Origin of the sequence: Haloterrigena turkmenica DSM 5511 (assembly GCF_000025325.1) — an archaeon.
GTDB lineage: Archaea > Halobacteriota > Halobacteria > Halobacteriales > Natrialbaceae > Haloterrigena > Haloterrigena turkmenica.
The window spans coordinates 319654-342953 of sequence record NC_013744.1 but is presented as its reverse complement, the minus strand read 5'-3'; the positions used below and the strand labels follow the sequence as shown (position 1 = coordinate 342953).

Genomic DNA, 23300 nt, shown 5'->3' with positions numbered 1-23300 from the left:
GCGGTCGAGCACAAAGATTATTGCGGATCACTGAGAGATCACACAGACAATGAAGAACGTCGATAGTCTCGTGAGCGAAGCCGCCGGTTTGGCTGAGAGCGGACTCTCCAGGGGAGAGATCGCAGACGAACTCAACGTCTCCCGCGAGACCGCTAGCTGGCTCATCGAACGAGCGACGCCGGACGCTGAACAGCCCAACGGACGCCCGAAGTCTCCCCAGGACATCCACATTGACTGGAGTACCGTCGGCCAGAACGGCCGCCGACTCGACCACCTTGGCGGGATACTGGCCGACGTCCTCTCGACGGACGGAGATGCTAACCTCGTCGTTGGGATCGAAAAGGCGGGCGTCCCGCTGGCGACGGCCGTCGCGAGCGAACTAACGGTCGATCTCAGTACCTACACCCCGCGGAAACACCGCTGGGAAAAGGGAGATATCGACGAGTACAGTGGCTCATTCTCCCACAACTTCTCGTCGGTCGACGGCGCCGACTGCTACGTCGTCGACGACATGATAACATCGGGAACGACGATTTCCGAGACCGTTCGGGCCGTCGAGAACGAGGGAGGCAACGTCAGGGGTTGTGCCGTCATCGTCGACAAGAACGGGACGGACCGCGTCGATGACGTCCCGGTCAGGTCGCTGATCACACTGGTCAATCTAACCGCGGAGGAATGACCGATGGGTGACCAGAATATCCTCGTAGTCGGCGAAACACTCGTTGATATGCTGCCCGCGGTACCGGGGGATCTCCGCGACGTGGAGTCGTACCAGCGTCGCGCCGGCGGCGCCCCGGCCAACGTCGCAGCACGTCTCGCAGCGGTCGGTGCTGACCCGCTGTTCTGGACTCGAGTCGGCGACGACGGGTTTGGTGACTTTCTCGTCGATACGCTGGAAGACCGTAGCGTTCCATTGCGCTTCGTCGAGCAGGATCCCACAGCGAAGACGACCCTCGCGTTCGTCGCTCACGACGAAACACGGGATCGGTCGTTCACGTTCTATCGCGACGGCACTGCCGATACGAAACTCGAAACCGGCGCCGTTCCAACGAGCACGCTCGAGGAGATCGAGTGGGTGTACGTCGGCGGCGTCGTGCTCGCGGCCGAGCCGGCTCGATCAGCCGTGTTCGATCTGCTACGGCGCGCACGAGAGGCGAACTGTTCCGTGTACTTCGATCCGAACTGGCGTCCGGAACTGTGGGACGACGACGATACGGGCGTCCTTGAAGACGCGGTCGAGATGGCCGACGTGCTCAAGGCGACGTCCGATGAACTGGAACAACTCGGATACAGGCAGGAGTCGCTCGAGCGACGGTGCGAAGTAGTCTGCCGGAACGGGCCACACACTGTCTTTCTTACGCGCGGCGATGAGGGAGCTATGGCGTACGCGACAGTCGACGCGCCGTGGGGAGACGGCGCTGTCGAGCATGAAGGATTCGATGTCGACGTGGTCGACACGACTGGGGCGGGCGACGCGTTTGTCTCCACAACAGTCGCCGCGCTTGCGCGAAGGTCTGCCGATCTGGACCGAATCGTCAGGCTTGCGAACGCATCTGCGGCGATCTCGGCGACTACGACGGGAGCGATGGAACGGCCACCGGACTGGAGGATGATCTCCGAATTCGTGGACTCTCACACTGCACCCAAGTGAGATCACGCCGACTTGTCGCTAGTTTTCTGTTCTCAGTATAACGGTCACGGCGGATCGCCAGTCACACCGGCGATGACTGCACGATTCCAGCGGGCGTCGGTTATCGAACGATCTTTCAAGTGTGAAGTTACGGACACTCGATTAGTTTTATGTTAATGGTGATAGACTCTCGAACCGTGACAGAGAACCACAAGCGGTCCGCTAGTACCGACAGCATCGGCCACGTCAATCGGCGCGATTGGTTGCAGATCTTCGGGGAGGTCGCCGTTTCGGCTAGCATCGGCGGTGCGCTCACCGAGTCCGTAACGGCGTCGCACACCGAATCCAAGATCGGTGACTGGCCTCTCGACGAGGGAAGCGGTGATTCCACCGTCGAAAGCGTCGCAGGATACCGAAAACACGTCGCTTATAAGGGTGACCGAGATCCGCTGTGGGTCGACGGGAAAGGCCAGAACGGCCTGCTGTTCGACGGCTACACCACGTGGGCGGCCTGGGAGGCCGACGAACTCGCGCCGGAGTTCGGTCAGGAGCTCTCGGAGCTAACGATCGACACCTGGGTCGCTCCGCGTTCTCACGGCTCCGAGTCGAATTACATCGACCCGATCATCGAGAAGCGCGACCGGAGCGCCCAGCAGGGGTTCACGTTTGGCGTCGACAACTACGGCCACTGGACGTTCCAGGTGGGTCTCGGCGACAGCTGGGAGGAGATTTGGGTCGAGAGCGGCGACCTGATCGACGTCTACCAGTGGAACCACCTCACAGCCGTCTTCGACGGAAACGCGGGGTCATTGCGGCTCTACAAGGACGGGAGCCTCGTCGCCGAGAACTCGACTCCAACCGGGACGATCGGCCCCGCCGATGTTGCCCTCAAGCTCGGGAGGAACTCCCAGATGGACTACATTGGCGAGGGCAAAGACGTCTGGAAGCAGAACATGTTCAACGGCGCCGTCAGCCAGCTGGAAACCTACGACGCTGCACTCTCCGGCTCCGAGATCCGGAGCAAGCACGACAACGAAGTCAGCGGCCTCCCCGCGACTGGCTACCAGGAGTTGACGGTCAATCCAAAGCAGTACGACGGCGACAATCACCGGCCGGAGTACCACGCGATCGCGCCGACACACTGGATGAACGAACCCCACGGTCCGCTGTACTTCGACGGGAAGTATCATCTGTTCTACCAGCACAACCCGAAGGGATCCTACTGGCGGCAGATCCACTGGGGTCACTGGGTCAGCGACGACATGGTCCACTGGAACCCCGTCGAGGAGGCGCTCCGACCGGAGGAGGGAATCGACCCGGCGGGTTGCTGGTCGGGCGACGCCGTCGTCGACGTCGACGGCTGTCCGAAGCTCCTCTACACCGCGGGCCTCACGGAAGGAACGGACGATCAAGCCATCGCCGAGGCAACGTCGACGTTCCCCGAGGACGACGACGTAGCGCTCACTGACTGGAACAAACAGGGGGTCGTGATGCGTCAGCCCGACGACCCCGGCCTGATGAAAAACGAGTTTCGCGACCCCCACGTCTGGCAGGAGAACGGTGAATGGTACTGTCTCGTCGGCTCGGGTCTCCAGAACGGCGGCGGGGGTACCGTGCTCGCGTTTCACTCCACGGATTGCGTCAACTGGAACTACGAGGGACGGGCGCTCCAGCTGGACAGTCCCGACGACTACCCGCACCTCGGCGACAACTGGGAACTGCCGGTTCTGCTGCCGATCGGCACGGACGCCAACTGCAACGAGAAGCACGTCCTTTGCATCAGCCCTCAGGGCGGCGACACAGAGGTGTGGTACTGGATCGGGACTTGGGACACCGCTAACTTCGAGTTCGTCCGTGATCACCAAGATCCGCTGCTCATCGATGAGGGCAACTTCCACTTCACCGGGCCCAGCGGCTTCGTCGATCCGCAGACGGGCCGCTCAATCCTGTTCACGATCGCGCAGGATCACCGCAAGGAACAGCTCTGGCACGACTCCGGGTGGGCGCACAACGCCGGGACGCCGATAGAGCTGTCGCTGCGCGACGACGGCCGCCTCGGCATCGCGCCGATCGGGGAGATGGAGAGCGCCCGATCAGAGAAGCTCCTAGAGATGAACGACGCTGATCCAGCGCTCGTCGACGACGCGCTAGAGAACCTCACCGCCGATACCGTCGAACTGCAGTTAGAGATCGAGTCGAACGGCGCGACGGAGTACGGCTTCTACTCCCACTACTCGCCCGGCGGCGAGGAAAAGACGCTCGTCTACTACGACGAATCGACCGGCGAGATCAAGACCGACCGGAACCAGACCAGTCAGGACTCGACGCTGATGGAAGCGGAGCAGGACAAGAGCAGTCTCACGACGCAGGGGCCGGTCGACGTCGGCAGCGACAACCTGCGTCTGCGGGCGTTCATCGACAAGTCGCTGATCGAGTGCTACGTCAACTCGCTCAAGAGCGTCACGACGCGTGCGTACCCGTCGCGCGATGACTCGACGGAGCTGCGACTGTACCGAGACGGCGACATCACCGTCCGATCAATCGAGATCTGGGAGATGGAGGACATCCAGAACGGACGGCCTAGTTCGGAACGGTACCGACCCGGGTACCACTTCGAACGCGAGAGCGGCTGGATGAACGATCCAAACGGTCTGGTGTACCACGACGGTACGTACCACATGTTCTACCAGGCCGGCGAGTCCCGCCGACGGTGGGATCACGCCACCAGCACGGACCTGGTCAACTGGACCGAGCAGGGAACCAAGATCCCGGACACGGACAGCGTTCAGGCGTACTCCGGTGGCGCGGTGGTCGACGTGAACGACACGGCCGGGTTCGGTGAGAACACAATCGTGACCATGTACACGGGCCACCACGACGGCGGAGAAGAGGACCAGCGCATCGCCTACAGCACCGACGGCGGCGACACCTTCACCAAGTACGGCGGGAACCCGGTGCTCGACGAGGACACCGGCAACTGGCGCGATCCGAACCCGTTCTGGTACGATTCAACCGGCAACTGGCGGATGGTCGTCGCGCGCGTCGAGGGGAACGGCCCCGACCGGCCGGCGGGGATCGAGATCTACGAGTCCGACGACCTGAAGAACTGGACGTACCTGAGCACCTACGAGTCCGACGGCGTCGCCTGGGAGTGTCCCGATCTGTTCGAGCTCCCGGTCGAGAACGCCGACGAGCGGCGTTGGGTGATGACCGTCTCCGTCGACGCCGACCATGTCGAACACCACGTCGGCCAGTTCGACGGCACGACGTTCGTCGCCGATAACGAGGTGTACGCGGACTCGGGACGGGACTTCTACGCCGCCCAGAGCTGGACCAACGAACCGGCGACGGACTCTCGCCTGGGACTGGCGTGGACGAGCCACTGGGATTACGCAGCTGACACGCCCGAGGACGGTTGGAAAGGCGCCCAGTCGTTCCCTCGCCGGATCACCCTCAGGGACACCGGGAGCGGGATCGTACCGATCCAGCGCCTCGACGGGGCGGTCGAGTCGAACCGCAAGGGCGTACTCGCGGATCTGAGCGACGAACCCCTTTCGCCTACCCACGACCCGTTGGCGGGCACCAACGTGAAAGGTGAGATGCTCGAGTTGCTCGCGACGATCGATCCGGGCACTGCTGACGCCGTGGTCCTCGAGCTTCGCAAGGGCATCAGTCAGGAGACGCGCGTCACCTACGACGTCGGCGCGGAGGAGTTGTTCGTCGATCGAGGCGACGCGGGCGCCTTCTTCGGCGACACCGACAAGGACGTCGCGAGCCAACCGGTGGCGTTGCGCGACGACGGGACGCTCACGGTGCGCGTGTTCGTCGATCGGAGTATCATCTCCACGTTCGCCAACGACGGCAAGAAGACGATGACGAATCGGATCTACCCGGACGAAACGAGCGTCCACGCGACGATGACCGCGAGCGGCGGTACGGCGACCATCGAAAGCCTCACCGCTTGGGACTACTCCGAAGGACTTGTAGACGGCGCGACCTACCGAATCGAGAACCGCAATAGCGGGAAAGTCCTTGAGATACAGGACGGAGGAACCGGAGACGGCGACACCGTTCAGCAGTGGGAGTGGTGGGGCGGTGATAATCAGAAATGGAGCGCTCACGAGGTTGATGGCGGTGTCTTCCGGTTCGAGAATGCCAATAGCGGAAAAGTACTGGATATCAAAGATGCAGCCACTGACGACGGCGCCTACGCCATGCAATGGGAGTGGTGGGGCGGCGACAACCAGCAGTGGACTGTCGATAGGACACCGGATGGGTACTACCGAGTCCGGAATGTCAACAGCGGGAAGGTGCTCGATATCGAGGACACTTTGACGCGCGACGGCGCCTACGCTATGCAGTGGGAGTGGTGGGGCGGCAACAACCAGCAGTGGAAATTTGAGCGACTCTAACTCAGTCTTCTACGACTGAATTCCCGGAGTCCTGCCCCTCCGACGGAACCTTACCGTTTCCGCCGGCCGATACCGCACCCGCTTATGAGGCACGGTCACGAGGATGCCCGTTCGGTTTTCCCAAGGACCGCAGCAAGTACATCAATCCGGTTAATGAGTCAGTGTAGGGCCCGGAATTGGATCTTCGGGCTGGACGGTCCGCTCGACTACGTTGATCGAAACCTCATAAAGAAGTGGTTTCACACCCTTAAGATGCGCGTTGACCGCTTCCATAATTCGTGGGTGGGTAATCGAGCGAGCGTCAGAGAATGTCTTGAACATTTTTCACACTACTACAATATACGACGACTGAATAATAGCTTAATTCATATATACTAGCGGAGGTGCTAAACTAGCAGTGCCCCCAGAGCAACATGATCGTCAGCACTAACGCAGTGATTCCAAGCACGCTACGGTCTCCACTGCTACCGAGGTCAAATCCGCACAGATGTGGGGTACGTTAGTTGCTCTTGTGGATTGAGACAAATTCTGTCCCAGTGCAATTCGGACACTCGTCACCGCTTACCGGAGACGGATCATTCCATTCGAAGTCGAACCCTAATACCGTAATACCGCAATCCGCACACCGGATGTTCTCAGGCACGTCTCTCCTTCAGAGTTTGCTCTTGGACCTCGGGGAAGACAGTGAGGGTACCCGAACCGGTCACGAACACTAAATGATTCTGATATTGGAACGTCACCTTGCGAGCCTCGGTGGCGGTCTCCGATAGATGGGAACCGAGAATCGTATCCAGTGCGTTCGGATCGATCTCACTGAACAGGGGTTCCATTTTGGATAGGTCTGTTCGGGTCACTTCCGCGAGAGCCAAGATGACGGCTTTGCTCGGATTGGTTTGCTCTGGATTGAAGCGAGCGTGAAAGGTGTCTGTTGTTGTGTCATAGAAGATGCCGTCTTCGACTGAGGATGGTATACTCATTCTGTTTCCTCCTGGATAATTTCTCGACCGAAGTGGTCGAACGGCTGGAAGTGATTGCTCTTGATCACCTTCGAGTGAACGATCCGCAACCACAACTCCGAAAGCTCGTCATTGATCCGTCTCAACATCCGTACCGACCACCATGGAGATATCTCCGGTTCATAATAGACGAGAGGATCAGTAGAAGTGAAAGCCTAAGCCCTAATTATTCAAACCTCTCCCCCAATTTTGTTTTTGAGGTTAGGGTGTGGTGCTACGTCGAGACGATATCCTCGGCATACGGTTCGGTCTCGAATAGGACCTCACACAGGGTACGTTCAGCGGCACGCAGGTGCTCAGAGAACGTCGGCTGTGAGACGCCGACCAGGTGTGTGACCTCCTGTCCGTTACTGACCCGTGGCATCTCGAAGAAGCCGCTCAGGTAGGCCGTCTGCAGGACTTCCCGCTGTCGATCCGTCAGGCGGTCCTCGAGCGCCGTCACGAAGGTTTGCCGGGTCTTCAGTGGCCGTTCGCGCGACTGGCGGGCGCGTAGCTCCAATTCCGGATGCCACTGGCGGAGTCGGTTCAGGAACTCGCGGACCGCTGCCGTGTGGGGGATATCGAGAACAACGGTTGCAACCCCGGAATCGATGGTAATCGAACGCACGACAGCCCCCTCGTCAGTGACCCGTGCGGCGAGCGTCGGCTCAGACACCCGTGCCCTGAACAGTGCTCCATCGGCCCTCTCGGTGAGACAGTCTAGGTCCTCGAACGCGAGCGAGCGTTCTGCTGTGGCCCGGAGATCTTCCGGCGAGATTTCACGAACGATGAAGAAGACGTCGGTCTGCCCGCTCGATCGGGGAACGAACCCCTGATGCTCGATGGTATACTCCGTCTCCCGGGAGAGACGATACAGCGGCGTGTCAGCGTCCTCGAATCGGAGCGTGAGTTCGACGACGCTGTCGGTCTGCAACGTCGCCCGCGTCTCCCTCGCGTTGAGCGCATGGGCGGTCGTATCACCGAGTTCCGACAGCACGTCCCGATTCCGTTTGTCCTCGTCGGACTGGGGACGGTCGGCGTAGACTGTCAACACGCCGTACGCCGCGTCGTCGTAAACGAGTGGAATGCAGACCAGCGACCGGGCGCCGCGTTCGAGCGTCGCTTCCCGCCAGGGGGCGAAGCCGCTATCCGTAGCGATGTCTGCAACCACCTGCAAGTCGCCCGTGCGGAGGGCACGGGCGATTGGGTCTCGGTTGGTCGGTGTGTCCTCGACCGTGATCGTGAGCTCCTCTACGTAGCCGCTGTCGACGCCAGCCCACGCACGCGGTTCTATCCGGTTGGTCCCCGGATCGTACTCTCCGAGCCACGCGAACTCGTAGAGGTCGGAGCTGGCCAGTCGTTCGCAGACTGCCTCATCGATCTCCTCGCGGGTATCGGCTCCCACAAGTGCCTGATCGATCTCTCGTATGAGGGTGTTGAGACGGTCGAGGCGTTGCAGTTCTTCGTTCTGCACTTGCAATTGGCGTTCGCTGTCGGCACGGTCCCACGCCGTTTCGAGCGTCGCCCCGAGAGTTTCGGCAAGGTCGACTATCCGCTCATCGAAGCCATTCGGCTGGAAGGATCCGATACAGACAACGCCATGTCTGCCCAGTGGAATGAGCAGGCGGCTCCGCAGGGTCGCTGCGTCCGGCACGGTCTCGTCGACGTGGAGGTTGTTTGTGACGGCGGTCTCATCGTCGATAAACGCCTGCCAGACGTGCTCAGAGGCATCATCCGGGTGTCGGACGGTTTCGGCATCGATCCCCGTGTCGAGAGTGCTGATGGCGTCGATCAAGTCTCCGCTTGCCTCGTCATACCGCCAGAGCGCAGCGTACTCGACGTCAAGCACCGCTATCGTGAGCTCAGCCACGCGGTCGTGGACCATCTCTGGATCGGCCTCTATCAGTTCCCGGCTTGCCTCGGTGAGCCGTTCAAGAGACCGTTGGACTTCCTTTTGGTCTGTGATATCGTCGGCGAGACACGCAGCGGCTCGACTGTCCGCTCCGCCATACGGGAAGACGCGAACATCGTACCAGCCATCGGCGAGCGGACCACCAGTGGTCTCGATCTCGAAGCGTCTCGATTCGCCTGTCCGGACCACCTCTCCCCACACGTCCGATCCGGGGAGGTCGCCGTCGAAATCGAGATCGCTCACTTGTTTCCCGACTACGTCGGTCACACCGATGGATTTCTCGAACACCGGGTTCGTTTCCACGAAGCGATACGCTGCCGGGTCGTCCCCGTTTGCGGCAGTCTCGCCCTCGCCGGACACCCGCTCGATGATGAAAAAGGCCTCTTCGATGGACTCGTTGACGGAGTCGAACAGCCTTTGATAGCGTTGCTCTGACTCACGAAGAGCCTGTTCAGCGCGCCTTCGCTCGGTGACGTCACTGGCCGTCCCGAACCACTCGACGATGTCGCCGTCGTCGTCCAGTATCGGCACTGCCCGTGAGTGCGTCCAGCCTCGGGTGCCATCGACCTGGTGAACCTGGTGCTCCAGTTCGAACATGCTTTTCGTCTCGATGGCCTCCTCAATGGCGGCCATCACCCGCTCTTGCTCGTCCGGTGGAATGTACTCCTTCAACCACGTTTCCCGAGGATCCTCCGTGTCGGCGATGAAATCCTTGCCGTCCAAGTAGTACATCTCTGACCAGTCCGGACTCATTCGATAGACGATTTCCGAGGTACTTGTGACGAATGCGTTGAGTCGCCCCTCTCTGTCGCGCAGGGTTTGTTGGGCGTCTTTTCTCTCGGTGATTTCGTTCGCGATGTTGAAGACGCCACCGACGGAGCCGTCGGCCATCAGAATCGGATTGGCGCTGTAGTCGAACCACGCGTCCTCTATCTGGCCGTCACGTTCCAGCGACAGTCGCTGTTCCCGTTCGAACCCAACTCCATTCCCATCCAGCACGTCAGCGAACATCGGCTCGATCGTCTCCCAGATCTCGGGAAACACCTCTTGGGCAGGCCGCCCCAGCGCCTCCGGATGCTTGTCACCGATCAACTCCCGCCAGGCGTCATTGTACAGCAGTGTCAGGTCCTCTCCCCAGTAGAGACCGATGGCCTCGTCCGCCCCCAGCATGATGTCGGCCGCGACCCGCAACTCTAGGGGCCACCCGTCCATCGGGCCAAGCGGCGTTTTGGCCCACTCGAACTTGCGGATGCGTTCGGCCATCTCGCTATCAGAGAGAAAGGATAGTGCCTGCTCATCTCGGAATGAGACGGGGTTCCGTTCGTTGAAAGCGCCGCCGTTCCGTCGAATGTCGCCGTCGACGGGCCTCCACCACACCCGTCCGCGAGCGCCGACTTTCTTCGTCTCAATGACGCCCTCGTCGACGAGCGCGTCGAGTCGATTGTAGATCGTTCGGTCGGAACAGTCGAACTCCGCGGCGATCTCCGGCGTCGTGAAGGGGGTCCCAGGGGGACCGAGCTGGTCGAAGACCGCTTGGACCGTGGCAGGCGATGGTACGGACGAACCCATAGGACGAGTTGGGACCAAACAGGGAAAAGGATTCGGTCAACGGAAACAGTCGTGTTTAGTTTGTAACATTCTGCCAGGGGGGCGAAGGTTTGGAGCCACGATTCTACAGTTAGTGGCTTGACGTGACTGGGACAATTTGAAAACGAATAGGTACGTCGCTTTACCTCTTGAAAGACATGTTTGGATCCGTTTCGATTTCCCTGTTTTTCGTACCGAAGTCGGAGTCCGTGTCGGCAGAGTTCTGTCTGGAGATGCTGCGCACCATCGACGAGAAACACAGCATCCTCGACATTGTGTTTCTCGGCCAGTTCTCGGAGAAAGCGCTCGGTCAATGCGGTTATAGTCGTTGAAAACAGCCGCATGTGGAGGATCTGTTCAATTTAGGATTGACTGCCGTGTACAACCAATACTGGTGATCAACGATTCGAATCACGGTTTCGTCGATCGCAATATGATCCGGCGACTGTCCATCCGCCGGCTGTAGATCGGCCTTGTGAACCCAATTATGCACGGTCGATCGACTATGCTCGACACCAAACATCTGAGAAAAAGATATAGTTTTCAAAAGTGGTGGTTCTGACAGGGATAGCTGAATACTCTCCTTCATTCTCTGCGGCAGTTCGGGGTCCGTGTACCGCTCGAGGGCGTCGCGAACGATCCGGTGGAACTCCTCGGGTTGTTGCTCGAGGGCGTTCAGTTCGGTCATGCCGGCGCCTTGTTCCTGCTCCCACTCGGTGATCCGACGGTTGTACGCGACGTCGCCGGTACCGGACGCCGTATTCTCTTCGATCGGCTTTCGCGGGAACTCTACCGTCTCGATCTGGTCTTTTGTCACGGCCAGCCGTTCGATCACAACCCGTTGCTCGAGATCGCCGCGCTGATGGAGCCATGCCAGCTTTCCCGCCATGTTCGCTGGCATATCGTAGCCTTTGACGTCGAAGTCCGCGAGGTAGAGGATCACCGCAGGCTTCCCCGCGTCCTCGATTCGCTGTGCGAGCTCGTTCGCGACGGTCAGCGATAGATTACCCTCGAAGGCTACACGCAGAATACACAGAACGTGGCGGCCCTCGAACAGACTCGCGACCAGGATCTTGCCGTCCAGCCCAGAAAGGGTATCGAGTATCATCTGAGGTGAGCAAAACACAGGTGGGCGACAGGGCCGGTCCCATTCACACTCTGGAGGGTCTTGCTGAAATGGGGCACCACCCGGAGTGAGAATGGAGAAGAAATTCAATCACATTGAGGGTGGAAAACCCATACGTGAATGGGGCGAATTGGTCCATCTATGCCAAACAACGAATTCAGGTAAACAACCGTCGACGAGATCTTAAATGCGACGAAGAAGATGGCGAAGATGAATCGGGCATTTTTTAGAAATTATGGTCATTCGACATGACGAATATCTGAACTCGCCCGAGGATCAGTAAAGAGTTGAAAGCGTGCATTTCAGTAATTGCAACCCTCCGGAAGAAATCTCTCTAATATTGATAGTACTTCTGAAGAAGTTGGAGGAAAATACAGAGCTTGTGTTGGTGAAATGCCAGGATTGTGGATCAGTGCGTCTAGGTCGACTCTATGAAGATGGGACGGTTAAATGCTCACACTGTAATGGCTGTAGCTGTGGTTGAAAAATTCACTCTAATTGACGGCTGATGAGTGGTTTCTGAACTGCTACTGAGTTGCCATCCTCTCCGTTATGGTCGGCGACTGCTCGAAGGAGGGACTCGAATTCGATGATCTTGATAAACAACTATTGTATTTCCTACCTCGAACCAAATTTGAACATCTGAATATATGAATTTAGCATCAAAGGATCATGCAATAGCTTGTCTAATCCTGCCAAGGACCTTCATGGTTTTCCGCTGTATATGGGATATGCTCGACGAGATCATGGCAGCGTTAGCGAATGGACATCGTCGGCAGTTGCTGGTCGCCCTTCTGGAACACAATCCGCAGGAAGCAGTGCAGACACCAGAAGGTGTACGAGTCGACGGTGAGCAGTTAGCAAATCTCCAAGTCGAGATGTATCATAATCACCTGCCACGGTTAGAGGAGGCCGGATTCATCACGTGGGATCGGGAGCAGCACGTGGTTGAGAGAGGCCCGCAATTCGAGCAGATCAAGCCGGTGCTGGAAGTGTTCGAGGAGAACGCGAATGAACTACCAGTCGACTGGCCATGACTGGTCACGATCGGTGCCGCCCCTACGCTCTGGACCGCAGAGAGTGGTCAATCTTCGCTAGGTGGGGTGGTGATCCGGAGTTCGCCGTCGACCACGTAGAAGTAGCCCCGATTGAGTAGCCGTGTCAGTGCATATTCGGCGTCGTCGGGTTCAAGCGCCAGTTCGCCGTCCGTACAGAGTCCGTCGACGGCCTGGTCACGGTTGATCGCTGGCACCCCGCTTTGGCTGTTATCGGCGGCTGTCTCCGTGATAGAGGTCTCGATGGCAGTATAGGCGTCCATCACCCAGTCGGGGAGCGGTGGGCGTGGATCGTCGACCATAGACATATATCAGATCACCTCTATATGGATAAGACAATACTATCCGGTTTAACTCTATCCCCGTGTCGAAGAAGAGAACATTCGCTGCTACTGTCCACTAGTACCGATGTATCTATCCGCATGTCGGAGAAGGAACTCGGCGGCAAGCGACTCAATCGTCGTGACGACACTACCGATACCCAGACCGACTCGACGATCGTTGGTGATGGGGGCATTCAGACCGGCAACGACGGACAACGGAAACTAGAAGGTGTGCTCCGTGCGTTGCTAAATCAGCGCCGCCGGTACACCCTGTCCTTCCTGCAGGAGACCGAAGTCAGCGATCTCGATGAACTGGCAAGGCATGTTGCTGCGATGGAACAAGAGACGGACCCAGCTACCATAGAGTCCGCCCGGTTGAGCAGGTGCAAACGTCGTTAGCACATTCCGATCTCCCGAAGTTAGCGGAAAACGGACTTGTCGAATTCGATCGCCGTAGCAAAGCCGTGAGGTACTCACGGCCGCCTGACCTTCTCGATAAGATGCTCCGCCTCTGCGCCAATTTCGATGATCCAGCAGTGGAATACCGGTGACATTGCGAGGGTGATTGACGTAGTCTCCAGACGATAGCGATATTGAACTGATTGGAGTCGACCGCTCGAGGAAGCAATGTCGTCACAGAACATGCCGCGGAAGGGGCGGTCGAGACCGGCGTAACACCAAAACCTGGTTCGAGCTATTGAAGAGATTGGACGACAACGTCTCCTTCTCCGCGGACAACAACAGAATATCCGGCGTACTCGAACTCCACACTGGAAACAGTACCAGAATCAGACGTGAAGAGAGCGTTCAGTGCTTCCGGATCGATCACGTTGTAGAGCGGCGGCAGGTCAATGGAGTCAACGCCCTCTGCCTCTGCAACTGCAGAAACAATTGCGTAGACAGGGGTGTTCTCGGAACCACTGTCCCAGTCGGCAGTGGTCGACGTAGTCAGGGAAGTTGAAGAGTCGTCTGCATTGATCTGTGTGTTCATCATTCGCACGGACTGTGATCCCACATCCCGACATAAAAGGATTGCCAAACTCTGGCGGATTTCACACAATCTTTTACGTTGAAAGCGGTATTGTCATCAGTATTCTTAAGGCATTGATCACCATGAGCCCTGATATGTATGATCTGACCGGCTTCCAGCGCGACCTCCTGTACGTTGCTACCGGCCTCGAGGAACCGCACGGCCTCGCGATCAAAGACGAACTCGAGAACTACTACGAGAAAGAGATCCACCACGGCCGCCTCTACCCGAACCTCGATACACTCGTCGACAAAGGACTGGTCGAGAAAGGGGAGGCCGACCGCCGTACCAACATCTACTCGGTGACACGCCGCGGAATCCGAGAGGTTGAAGCCCGCCGCGACTGGGAAGATCAGTACGTGGGAAACATATTTTCTGAATGATATTACGCCGGTACAGTCCTGCCCGCTTCGGTGGCCACTACAGAGGTTCTCCGTAGGTCACATAGAATTTTTGTAAGATAGGTCCAACCGAGCTACAGTGAACAGATTGGTAAGTAGATCTGCGTATTGATCACTAGTTATTCTATCAGCGACGGATAGCGCCGGTGATACAGCGACATGAATTCACTCGAAAATTGGCGATGGCGTGTCTGGCCCAGTTGGATCACAAACACGTATTTGACCATCGTCGCGAACAAAGACATTCCAGTTGTCCACAGTGAAAGCAAGGACTTGTTCTTCTAAGTGGGGAGCATTCGAACGGTGTTCAAACAACTCGCTAAGTGCCTCCGTATCGATTGTCTCGTACAATGGTGCAAGGTTTTCTGGCTCGGTATCTGTCACCACCGCAATTGCTCTAATGACAGCGTCAATAGGGGACGAGTCGCTGTCGCTATCATAATGGTGAACTCCGACTGGCGTACAATCGCACTGTAGCGATAGTTGGCCCTGATTCATTGGCAGTACTACTTTCGTATCGCACTTCAGTTTAGGGGGTCAAGATCACCGGAAAGAGAAACTTCGTCTGTACTGATCAATGCCGCTTATGCAGGAGTAGAGGCTGAGACGTGTTTCTTGGCCTGTATCTCAGGTTTCTGGGTGATCGTATCGGTTGAACCGGTACTCCCTTTCCGCATCACCCAGTACCGGTCGTCAAACTCGAGGAGATCGTCGTTGCTGACCGCCACTGAGAGGACATCCGGGATATCCATATCGGCTGCCAACTCCGTCATTTCCTCGATGGTGGCCCCCGGGTTCTCCGCTACAATGTCCATGACCTGATCGTATTCCGCATCCTTGACGGGCTACGACCTGCTTGACCAGGGTGACGTGGTGTTCTTCGTAGCATCGCAAGAGGAGTTTCTAGACGGTATGTGTCGGGTGGTGACGGCAGATGATATGCGGGATGTGTTTGACGACGAGATCGTGGATTTCCTCGGGCCATAGTGCTTAGTCGCCTAATTGAACGTTGGAGAAGGGTGTCCGCCGGGGGGCGAACTACTGTATATTTGTCCGAACTGCAACCAGGGGTTCGCCACGTTCGACATCGCATTTCGTTGCAAGAACGAAAACTGCCCCAGCTATCTTTCCGGGGTTCCAGTCGATCTCAAAACAGATCAGGAGGAGATACGTAGTGAGCGTTGAGGAAGAGTTCAAAAAGCGTCTGCGAGAAGCGAAAGAGGATGACCGGTTAGAGGAAGAAGTAGCTAGTCTGTGTTACGAAGTCGGCAGAGGTTACGGAAACCGATTTGGGCAACTTCAGGATGTCGGATGGAAGGATGTCCTAGATTGGAAACAAGATATTGAGGACTAGGATTCGGGAGGAAAGGTGGGGTAGAAATGGCGAAGGAAGACGTGATGTACTGGCTTGAACAGCAGGACTACTGGGTTGTATTCACCGAGTTCAACCGGAAATGACAGAGAGAACGGAGTCTCAACCAGAAATGATGTCTTAATAGGGATTACAACGAAACACGATGAAGACGGAAACAAGCTGATTCCACGCCGCGATTTGCGGAAGGCGATACGATAACTGACGATTCTGACGTGGAATGATGCGTGTGAATTCATTCCGGCTTTCGGACAATAACCTTTCCCGAATCATGGATGAGCACATCATACCGACTGTCGCTGTAGAGACAGAGATCAACGAATACGTCATCGAGACCGTCGTTCTCTATAAACAGGCGGTCAAGTGCTTCCGGGTTGGTTTGGTCGGACGGTCTGATATCAAGTTTCGACGGTGAATTCACGAGATCAATCTCCTCGAGCGCTGTGATCGCGCGGATGATCGCGACGCGGGGCGGTGTCTCCTCATCGTATATTTGTTTTCAAACTGTTTCGGCCACGCAAAACCGTCAACAGCTGAACCGGGTCTCCAAGCCTTCGTCTCCTAGCAGAATGCTACAAACTAAACACGACCCAATGAGCTGAAACACGTATCAGGTGCAGGAATCTCGTTGTCTCGGACGAGACCAACCTCGTTCAAACGGTTGTCGCGATGGTTTGTAGTCTAGGAGGTTTGCTTCTGGAAAATCTACTCGGACAAATGACTGTCGAGAATCCCATATTAGTTGATAGTATATTTCACTTACCGTAACTAAGTTATAATCTAGAATTAGTCTAAGGACTCTATCTTAATGACGGATATATTATATGAACTGAAATTTGCCATCGACTCAGTGAATATCAGAAGCTATAGTTCGGCTGAGGACGGAGATGAATGTTGAGATGTCGTGGTATCTCCTGATACTGGCTGGTTTGTTCGAGGTCAGTTGGGCAATCGGACTTGAATATTCGGATGGATTCACAAAGCCGATACCTACGCTCGGCACCGCCGTTGCCCTCATCCTTAGTATGGTACTGTTGGCACAGGCTATCAAAGATCTCCCCATCGGCACGGCGTACGCTGTCTGGACAGGTATCGGGGCTGTTGGGACAGCTTCACTGGGGATTATCCTGTTTGACGAACCTGCGACTCTTGCGCGGATAGGGTTCATTAGTCTAATTCTTGTCGGTATCGTCGGTCTCCATTTCGTTTCCGGAGGCCACTGAATCCCTGCTGGTGCCGAACGTCTCGTCTAAATATGAACACAATAATGTTATATAGACATACTAATCAATCCAACCAATTATTTTTGGCGTACCGATGATCTCTGGATTCATGAGAGTCGTGTGTGCTCAAGAGGCCATGTTGACGCCACTGCTGATGGAATCTATAGCCATGATGAGTACGCGCTCAAGCCCAATCCAGGTCGATCGGGAGCAAGATGGGTGTTCCAATTTCATTGATTAGACGCCGCACCGACACGACATCTCAGACGATGATCGTCTCGTCGATCTTCGGAAGCATGTTATCGGGAACGACACCGTCCTTCCACCCACGAGAGTCATAGTACTCGTCAAGCGCCTGATCGAAATCAGGGAGATTGTACGGGAGGTCGTCATCCGTGCGATCGAAACCCCGCTGATTGTTGAAATGGCGTTCAAGCGTGACGGTTCGGTCGCCGACTGCGAGCAGTTTGTCGAAGGACTCACCGAACAGTATTTCATACCGTTCGGGATTCATGTAGTCCCGAGAGAACTTGCAGACAATACCGGAGTCATTCAGCGCCATGAGATTCTCCCGCCGGACGAGACGTTCGGCCTTGCCGAGCGTCCCCGTTGGCTCTAGTGCGTCTTCCTCGGGGACGAGCGGGTACTCGACCGAGTAGAACGTCGCGTACATGTGGTCGGCCCCGCGATTAGCCACAGCATAGGACAGCCCCTGTCCGTGGAGGATCCGCCCTTCGTGGGCAGCGAAATCCATCCCTTTGACCGACCAGTTGTCGACGCCGAGGTCGTCGTGGACGCGGTCGATCCCTTCCGCGAGGTCGTCGCCGACGCCCTCACGGTGGGCGATCTTTTCGACAAGATCATGGATCAGCTCCTCATTGCCGAACTCGTCTTCGGCAGCAAGGTACGCCGCAATCGTGTTCCCCGCGGAGATCGCATCGAGTCCGTAGCGATCACACAGTTCGTTGGATTTCATGACATCAACGATGTCGTCGATCCCGGAGTTCGATCCAAAGGCCATCGCGACCTCGAACTCCGGACCCTCCGTTTCGAGCCCCGTTTCCTCGTCCCTAGTCGGGAGCTTGCAGGCGAATGCGCAGGCCGAGCAGCTCCCTTTTTTGTACTTCTTCTCCTCAACAGCAGCTCCATTGATTCCGTCGGCACCGTCGAACTGCCGTTCAGAGAAGTAGTACGAAGGAAGCCCGTCCATCTCGTTCGCCAAGTCCATCACCGAGACCGTCCCCTGGCGTTTCATGATATGGTCGTCCGTTGCGGCCTCCCGGTGAATCTCCATCTGCGTCGACGGGACCTCGACCTCGGGACGCGAATCCCCGCCGAAGGTAATACCTTTGATATTCTTCGAGCCGAGTACCGCGCCGAGGCCGCCGCGACCGAACGCCCGTTCTTCGGAAGTCATGATCGACGCGAACCGAACCCGGTTCTCCCCTGCAGGACCGATGACGGCAGTTTGATCTACCGTGATTTCGTGCTCGGATTCGAGGTACTCGGTCGTCTCTGGTACGGTCGCGCCCTTGAGTTCAGGGACGGGTTCGAACGTCACACCGTCGTCGCGAACGTGGACGACGACGAGTTCGTCGCTTGCCCCGACGAACTCGACGGCGCCGTAGCCTGCATCGACGAAGTTCCGCGACATGAACCCGCCCGCGTTACTCGAGAGCAATCCGTCGGTCAGCGGAGAGACGCCGGTGCAGTTCATTCGGCCAGTGAAACTCATGTTCGAGAACTGCATCGGTCCAGTCGTGAAGAAAAGGCGGTTCTCAGGCCCGAAGGGATCTGCGTCGAACGGAATCCGCTCGTGTGCCAGGCGTGTCGCAACACCACGACCGCCGACGTAGCGTCGATATATCGGTTCGACGTCCGTCGTCTTCGTCATTTGATCACTAAGGTCAATTGATGATAACGGCCCTTGACTGTGGAGCATGTCTAAACGGCGTCGCTAATCGGTATTAAATGTTGGCCATGAGTGTTGTCCCCAGTCCCAACTCAGAGTTTATTAATGGACAATATACCTCATATCACCACTTAGTAGAATGCAGTTTATCATACCTGGTCATATCTGAACAAATAGCAAATTATCCTATCGAGATCCGGTACGATGAGTAGCTGATCTCAATCTGAAGCTTATTTCACCCCCATACTAGTGTAAAACTGCATCTCTGGTCCTTGTATTGAGTATAGGACGATATTCTAAATACTGTTTGGATGATGTCCAGATGATGTCGAGGAACGAACGAGACGGTGCGTGTAAGCTATGGACCAAACGCTGATGAAGCGTCGACAGACACCTTCTGAACGAGGTATTGAGGAACGAAGGACAGTGGGGTGCCAATGTTAGACTGGTGTTGGGCCCTACTTCGGGAAAATCCACTGTGAGACGCGATACCGACGGGAGCTGCTGGACGAGATGGTGGCTGGAGAGCGGTTACGCTGTAGAAAGTGACTGGCGAGTGTCTACATCATAGTTCATCTAGAAGCGCGACTCTAGGTGCGAGACATGGCTCAGTGAGACCGCGACGACCGAATGTCGCCCCGTTCTCCCGTGCAGTGTCGTTGCACCGGTCCGGACGGTCCAGTTCCATCCCGAGTTCACCGAGTGCGTGCGAGATCAGCCCAATGACTGATCGGACGGGGATCACTCGTTCGCGGAGTACAATACGATGGCTGTGCTTGAAAACTTCGAGGCGTACTGTCTTGAATAAGCGCTCGGTCTCCAGTCCACTGGTACTTACTCGAAGACGGTCGTGAACGCCTCGTCAAAAATCTCGAACGCGTCAGCGATGTTGTCCTCGTCGACACATAGTGGCGGCAAGACGACGAGCTGGTAATCGAGCGGCCTCGACAGCATCGGCAACGAGATCCTCCTCATCGTCGTCTACTCATGAGTTCGCGAACGGCTCGCTGGTGGCCAGATCCTCAACGACCATCCCTTAGAGGAACCCGTAGCCGCGAACCGCAGCGATGACATTCTGGTTTCCATGAGCGGTCCAGTTCTCCTTGGAGGACGGACGCGAGCGATCGGTCATTGTCGACGAGGGCGTCCTTGTACGCGCTGTGAGACCAGCGGTACAGGCCACAGGATGACCGGCGAAGGTTTACCCAACAGACGTGCCGCTGTCACGGGTCGCGTCCGCGAGCTCCTCGTTCATGAGAACGTCCCCGCGTGCGGCACGTACGAACTGGCCACGCCCTTTGCGAACGTGATCATATCGGGACCGATGCGCCCTCCGCTACATGCTGAATATCTCGCCGCAGCGGCCACCTCGGTGATCATTTGGTCGGCGATAAGGAGGATGTCGTGGTCGTCATAGAGCTCGCGGATCCACGCGAAGTAGCTTGGCAACACCGGATACGCGCGGCTTGAGCCGGCGACGGGTCCGAGGATGATCACGGCGGTCGACAATGGAGGACATGAATTACCGAATGGTACTCCATGGGCTTCGTCCTCGAGCATGAAATCGAATCACCGCCAATGAATATATCCGGCGCACGAATGCTGTTAAACTGCCTCCCGAAAGAGCGGGTCTCCATCATCTCTATGCGACAATTGCTGTGAATAGATTGATGTATGGGTGCATCTCGTCTGGATAAGATTGGACATAATACTATATTCTACATAATAATTGGACTAGAGACAACCTTTATTAGAAGGGCGATTGAAACCATCTTTGATGGCAGTAGATAGAAATCACTCAAATCGTTGCAAAAACCAGCCAATCAGCCTAGAAATCATCAAGAAGGTGTCAGATCGTGAAGGGATTAGCCCGGTCGAGCTCACACCACCGGAATATGAACCGCTTTATAATACTATTGATCCCGAATTAATTGAAGACATTGTTGATCATGGACGTGGTCCGAATGAAGTGGATCCCACCATATCCTTCAATTATTATAGATATAATATAACCGTGGGAAGATACGGTATAGAAGTTAACGAACTGTAGTCTATAGGTTTCCTAAGCAGAGATAGTACTTACTCAAAGTGGAACGATACTGCGATCCGGGTAGCGGAATAGCAGAGAGAGTAGTTCCTCTTTTTATCGAGTCTATCAAGATGGCTGAATATTCACTCTTGACTCCGTACTGTACTACCAATCACAAGTGCTGCACTGATTAGCACTAGATTCTTTGCTATATACTGCCCCTCTAATGAGAGGCCGAGAGGAAACTGAGTAAAAACAGTATCTGGTAGAAGAATTACTGGCAGCATCGTACCAGGCATCTGAAGGAAAAGTAAGAATATGGCTACTCGAATAAATTTGTTAAACAGTAGAAAAATCCCTATAGTCACCTCCCATATACCTAAGAAAGGAACAAAGAAGCTAGGAGGTAACCAGTAGACAGTATTAGCGACAAGCTCAGCTGCAGGACTAATACCTAATACCTTTAGACCACCAAACCAGATGAAAACCATTCCCACTGAACACCTCAGGGAAGGGAGGCCAAATTTCTTCATAATCTCAGCTATTCTCCGATCTATTTTGTCGAATTTTATTTTCCACATGATTACTTATCTTTCTGTAGTTTGTTTTCTCGTTACTACACCGTAATCAGCTGCATCTATCGGTCGATCTGTAGCACCCAGCGTATAACGCTCATACCACCATATAAATCTGCTGTTGGCTTTATATCGATAATTCATAAGGTATAATATAACTCTCCCATATAGGAAGAAAACCATCTCCATACATCACGGCCTACTATTACAAGCATATGTCTGTAAAAGATAGGCGGGCCACCCATGAATGAATCCTGTCCCAGTAAACAAGAGCTTTTCGTACTAGATTTTAATTCTTATCTCTATATTGAACATAGTACATCAAGGAGTGTTGTGTCACCCCTACAGTGTAATTACGAATCCAAATAACTAACAAAAAGCACAAATACGGATTAAGAATGGGAAGGAATGCCTATACCTCTTCTAAGGGCATGGCTGGTGACCTCAACTGGGGATAGGCATCCCGGTTCTGAGGTTATTGCTTTCCCGTAATAAAACCTTTGGATATGATTGGTCGAGAGTCTCTTGAGTTCTTGAGATGAGTCATCGATCCTTTCCACGCTGCGCTCAGATCAGAGACGATTGGTGTTAGGATGTTATCCAGGTACTATATCCCATCCAGAAATATAACCACTAATAACCAGATCCAGTTGTATGTCATTCGGATATGTGTTAAACCTACATTCTCAAATAGCCCTCCATTCAATAGACCTGGTTTTAAGTTTGACCGAGGTATTGGTATCTGATACACACGGCTAACGAGCGATGAGGTTAAAACGGCCGCATCTCCTCCAAGGACAGGTTGGGTACTCAATGCTTGAATGGGATCTGGTCTTAGAGCTTTCCACGGCCGCTAGCAAGACTCATTTGTTAGGACAGAGAGCACTGTTTGGTCCATGAGCTAGCCATGGACATAGGAGGTAGTCGCACTTGGTCAACGATGTACCGTCTACTCCTGTGGCACGGTGATGGAGCATGCCGATGACCTCCTCCAGTTGTTTCCGCTGTTCCGTCATGTTCCGAGATACGCCGCTGTTCGCGAGTTCATGTATATGGTCGTCGCAAAGACCGGCCGTTGATTAGCCGTTCCTTCCCGTAGGGGTCCAAGAGCATACGGCGACTCGATAGTACGATCGGAATTGGAGCAGCGTTTCGATGTCTTGAAGCGAGTGCGTCCGCTGCAGCCTCAGAACTCAGGAAACACATTGATCCAGAGCCGAGTCCAAATCCTGGGCGATGACGGAGAGTCCAGCTTAGAGGGCTGTCACCGACACCGGCGGTGACTACAGCGCCGCTGCCGACAATGGCACTCATGATGATCTCGTTGAACGAGGTTAAGAGAACCGCGATCTGTGCGACGAGAAACGACGGAAGAAGTGTCGCATCGAACAGCGTGGACCCAGCGACATATACCCCTGTGAGAGCCTAGACCATTTGCGGCGTGCTCATCCGAGAATGACCAGAACCCCGACGCCGTCGAGCACCCCGATCGACACGACCGCCAGCAGCTTCTCGAGCAGCGTGAACAGTGTGTTGACGACAGCCTTCCGAACAGTACCGGATAGTGAACGTCGCCGAGGACTCTTGAGGGGCCGCAAGCGCCGTCTCAAGAGGATCTCGAAGCCAATGGGCGACGACAACACTGGAATTTATGACCGGCTACGATCGGCTGTTGAAGCCAACGTAACGAGTTCTCGAGGGTCTAGAACCACTTGAAG

Annotated in this window: 20 protein-coding genes and 2 pseudogenes; 12 read left to right on the top strand and 10 right to left on the bottom strand. The window is 55.8% G+C overall.

Going from position 1 to position 23300, the window contains the following annotated elements; genetic code table 11:
• Positions 1 to 49: 49 nt before the first annotated feature.
• From HTUR_RS20065 to HTUR_RS26885, 4 genes and pseudogenes are all read left to right on the top strand, one after another.
• Positions 50 to 679, top strand: coding sequence for an orotate phosphoribosyltransferase-like protein (locus HTUR_RS20065; protein ID WP_012945164.1), 630 nt, complete (start codon positions 50 to 52; stop codon positions 677 to 679).
• 3 nt (positions 680 to 682) lie between these two features.
• On the top strand, positions 683 to 1651 hold the full coding sequence (locus HTUR_RS20060) for a carbohydrate kinase family protein (protein WP_012945163.1): 969 nt from the start codon (positions 683 to 685) through the stop codon (positions 1649 to 1651).
• Between the two features lie 176 nt (positions 1652 to 1827).
• Positions 1828 to 6042 (top strand): GH32 C-terminal domain-containing protein, encoded by a 4215-nt coding sequence (locus HTUR_RS20055; protein ID WP_187291503.1) that lies wholly within the window; start codon positions 1828 to 1830, stop codon positions 6040 to 6042.
• Positions 6043 to 6228: 186 nt separating this feature from the next.
• Positions 6229 to 6420: pseudogene (locus HTUR_RS26885) on the top strand (IS6 family transposase); the annotation flags it as partial.
• 257 nt (positions 6421 to 6677) lie between these two features.
• Here the strand turns inward: HTUR_RS26885 and HTUR_RS20050 are convergent.
• The 3 genes and pseudogenes from HTUR_RS20050 to HTUR_RS20040 form a co-directional block, all read right to left on the bottom strand.
• Positions 6678 to 7019 (bottom strand): HalOD1 output domain-containing protein, encoded by a 342-nt coding sequence (locus HTUR_RS20050; protein WP_012945161.1) that lies wholly within the window; start codon positions 7017 to 7019, stop codon positions 6678 to 6680.
• Between the two features lie 253 nt (positions 7020 to 7272).
• Positions 7273 to 10518: a bacterio-opsin activator domain-containing protein gene (locus HTUR_RS28100; protein WP_012945159.1), complete on the bottom strand. Its 3246-nt coding sequence runs from the start codon at positions 10516 to 10518 to the stop codon at positions 7273 to 7275.
• Between the two features lie 55 nt (positions 10519 to 10573).
• A pseudogene (locus tag HTUR_RS20040) lies at positions 10574 to 11224 on the bottom strand (IS6 family transposase).
• 1169 nt (positions 11225 to 12393) lie between these two features.
• Here HTUR_RS20040 and HTUR_RS20035 point away from each other — a divergent pair.
• Positions 12394 to 12699, top strand: a complete 306-nt coding sequence (locus HTUR_RS20035) for a DUF7344 domain-containing protein (RefSeq protein ID WP_318842640.1) — start codon at positions 12394 to 12396, stop codon at positions 12697 to 12699.
• Between the two features lie 47 nt (positions 12700 to 12746).
• Here the strand turns inward: HTUR_RS20035 and HTUR_RS20030 are convergent, their stop codons facing one another.
• Positions 12747 to 13025: a hypothetical protein gene (locus tag HTUR_RS20030; protein ID WP_049941970.1), complete on the bottom strand. Its 279-nt coding sequence runs from the start codon at positions 13023 to 13025 to the stop codon at positions 12747 to 12749.
• Between the two features lie 114 nt (positions 13026 to 13139).
• Here HTUR_RS20030 and HTUR_RS20025 point away from each other — a divergent pair, with 114 nt between their 5' ends.
• Positions 13140 to 13439 carry a DUF7344 domain-containing protein gene (locus HTUR_RS20025; protein WP_012945156.1) on the top strand — a complete coding sequence of 100 codons (300 nt, stop codon included), beginning with the start codon at positions 13140 to 13142 and terminating at the stop codon, positions 13437 to 13439.
• Entirely contained in the window at positions 13424 to 13591 is a 168-nt protein-coding gene (locus HTUR_RS28810) for a DUF7344 domain-containing protein (RefSeq protein WP_449271835.1), read from the top strand. Before HTUR_RS20025 ends, HTUR_RS28810 begins: the two co-directional genes overlap by 16 nt.
• 143 nt (positions 13592 to 13734) lie before the next feature.
• Here HTUR_RS28810 and HTUR_RS25755 read toward each other — a convergent pair whose 3' ends face one another.
• Positions 13735 to 14031 (bottom strand): HalOD1 output domain-containing protein, encoded by a 297-nt coding sequence (locus HTUR_RS25755; RefSeq protein WP_012945155.1) that lies wholly within the window; start codon positions 14029 to 14031, stop codon positions 13735 to 13737.
• A 134-nt stretch (positions 14032 to 14165) separates the two neighbouring features.
• Between HTUR_RS25755 and HTUR_RS20020 the strand changes: the two genes are divergently transcribed.
• Positions 14166 to 14453: a PadR family transcriptional regulator gene (locus HTUR_RS20020; RefSeq protein ID WP_012945154.1), complete on the top strand. Its 288-nt coding sequence runs from the start codon at positions 14166 to 14168 to the stop codon at positions 14451 to 14453.
• A 183-nt stretch (positions 14454 to 14636) separates the two neighbouring features.
• Here the strand turns inward: HTUR_RS20020 and HTUR_RS28680 are convergent, their stop codons facing one another.
• Positions 14637 to 14969: a HalOD1 output domain-containing protein gene (locus HTUR_RS28680; protein ID WP_012945153.1), complete on the bottom strand. Its 333-nt coding sequence runs from the start codon at positions 14967 to 14969 to the stop codon at positions 14637 to 14639.
• Between the two features lie 86 nt (positions 14970 to 15055).
• On the bottom strand, positions 15056 to 15286 hold the full coding sequence (locus tag HTUR_RS20015) for a hypothetical protein (RefSeq protein WP_012945152.1): 231 nt from the start codon (positions 15284 to 15286) through the stop codon (positions 15056 to 15058).
• A gap of 22 nt (positions 15287 to 15308) precedes the next feature.
• Between HTUR_RS20015 and HTUR_RS27565 the strand changes: the two genes are divergently transcribed.
• The 3 genes from HTUR_RS27565 to sugE all read left to right on the top strand — a co-directional run bounded on the left by HTUR_RS27565 (position 15309) and on the right by sugE (position 17066).
• Positions 15309 to 15458, top strand: a complete 150-nt coding sequence (locus HTUR_RS27565; RefSeq protein WP_187291502.1) for a hypothetical protein — start codon at positions 15309 to 15311, stop codon at positions 15456 to 15458.
• A 187-nt stretch (positions 15459 to 15645) separates the two neighbouring features.
• Positions 15646 to 15825 carry a hypothetical protein gene (locus HTUR_RS26860; RefSeq protein WP_148225420.1) on the top strand — a complete coding sequence of 60 codons (180 nt, stop codon included), beginning with the start codon at positions 15646 to 15648 and terminating at the stop codon, positions 15823 to 15825.
• Between the two features lie 917 nt (positions 15826 to 16742).
• The gene (gene sugE / locus HTUR_RS20005) at positions 16743 to 17066 is read left to right on the top strand and encodes a quaternary ammonium compound efflux SMR transporter SugE (RefSeq protein WP_049942014.1); all 324 of its coding nucleotides are present in this window, start codon (positions 16743 to 16745) and stop codon (positions 17064 to 17066) included.
• Positions 17067 to 17328: 262 nt separating this feature from the next.
• Here sugE and HTUR_RS20000 read toward each other — a convergent pair whose 3' ends face one another.
• Both HTUR_RS20000 and HTUR_RS19995 read right to left on the bottom strand, forming a co-directional pair.
• Positions 17329 to 19008 carry an aldehyde ferredoxin oxidoreductase family protein gene (locus HTUR_RS20000; RefSeq protein WP_049941969.1) on the bottom strand — a complete coding sequence of 560 codons (1680 nt, stop codon included), beginning with the start codon at positions 19006 to 19008 and terminating at the stop codon, positions 17329 to 17331.
• 1221 nt (positions 19009 to 20229) lie between these two features.
• Positions 20230 to 20538 (bottom strand): aminotransferase class III-fold pyridoxal phosphate-dependent enzyme, encoded by a 309-nt coding sequence (locus HTUR_RS19995; RefSeq protein ID WP_148225419.1) that lies wholly within the window; start codon positions 20536 to 20538, stop codon positions 20230 to 20232.
• A 217-nt stretch (positions 20539 to 20755) separates the two neighbouring features.
• Here HTUR_RS19995 and HTUR_RS26850 point away from each other — a divergent pair, with 217 nt between their 5' ends.
• Positions 20756 to 21028 (top strand): HalOD1 output domain-containing protein, encoded by a 273-nt coding sequence (locus tag HTUR_RS26850; RefSeq protein ID WP_148225418.1) that lies wholly within the window; start codon positions 20756 to 20758, stop codon positions 21026 to 21028.
• A 122-nt stretch (positions 21029 to 21150) separates the two neighbouring features.
• On the opposite strand, the gene HTUR_RS25745 is transcribed toward HTUR_RS26850, so the two are convergent.
• Positions 21151 to 21540: a DoxX family membrane protein gene (locus HTUR_RS25745; RefSeq protein WP_318842641.1), complete on the bottom strand. Its 390-nt coding sequence runs from the start codon at positions 21538 to 21540 to the stop codon at positions 21151 to 21153.
• Positions 21541 to 23300 lie beyond the last annotated feature (1760 nt).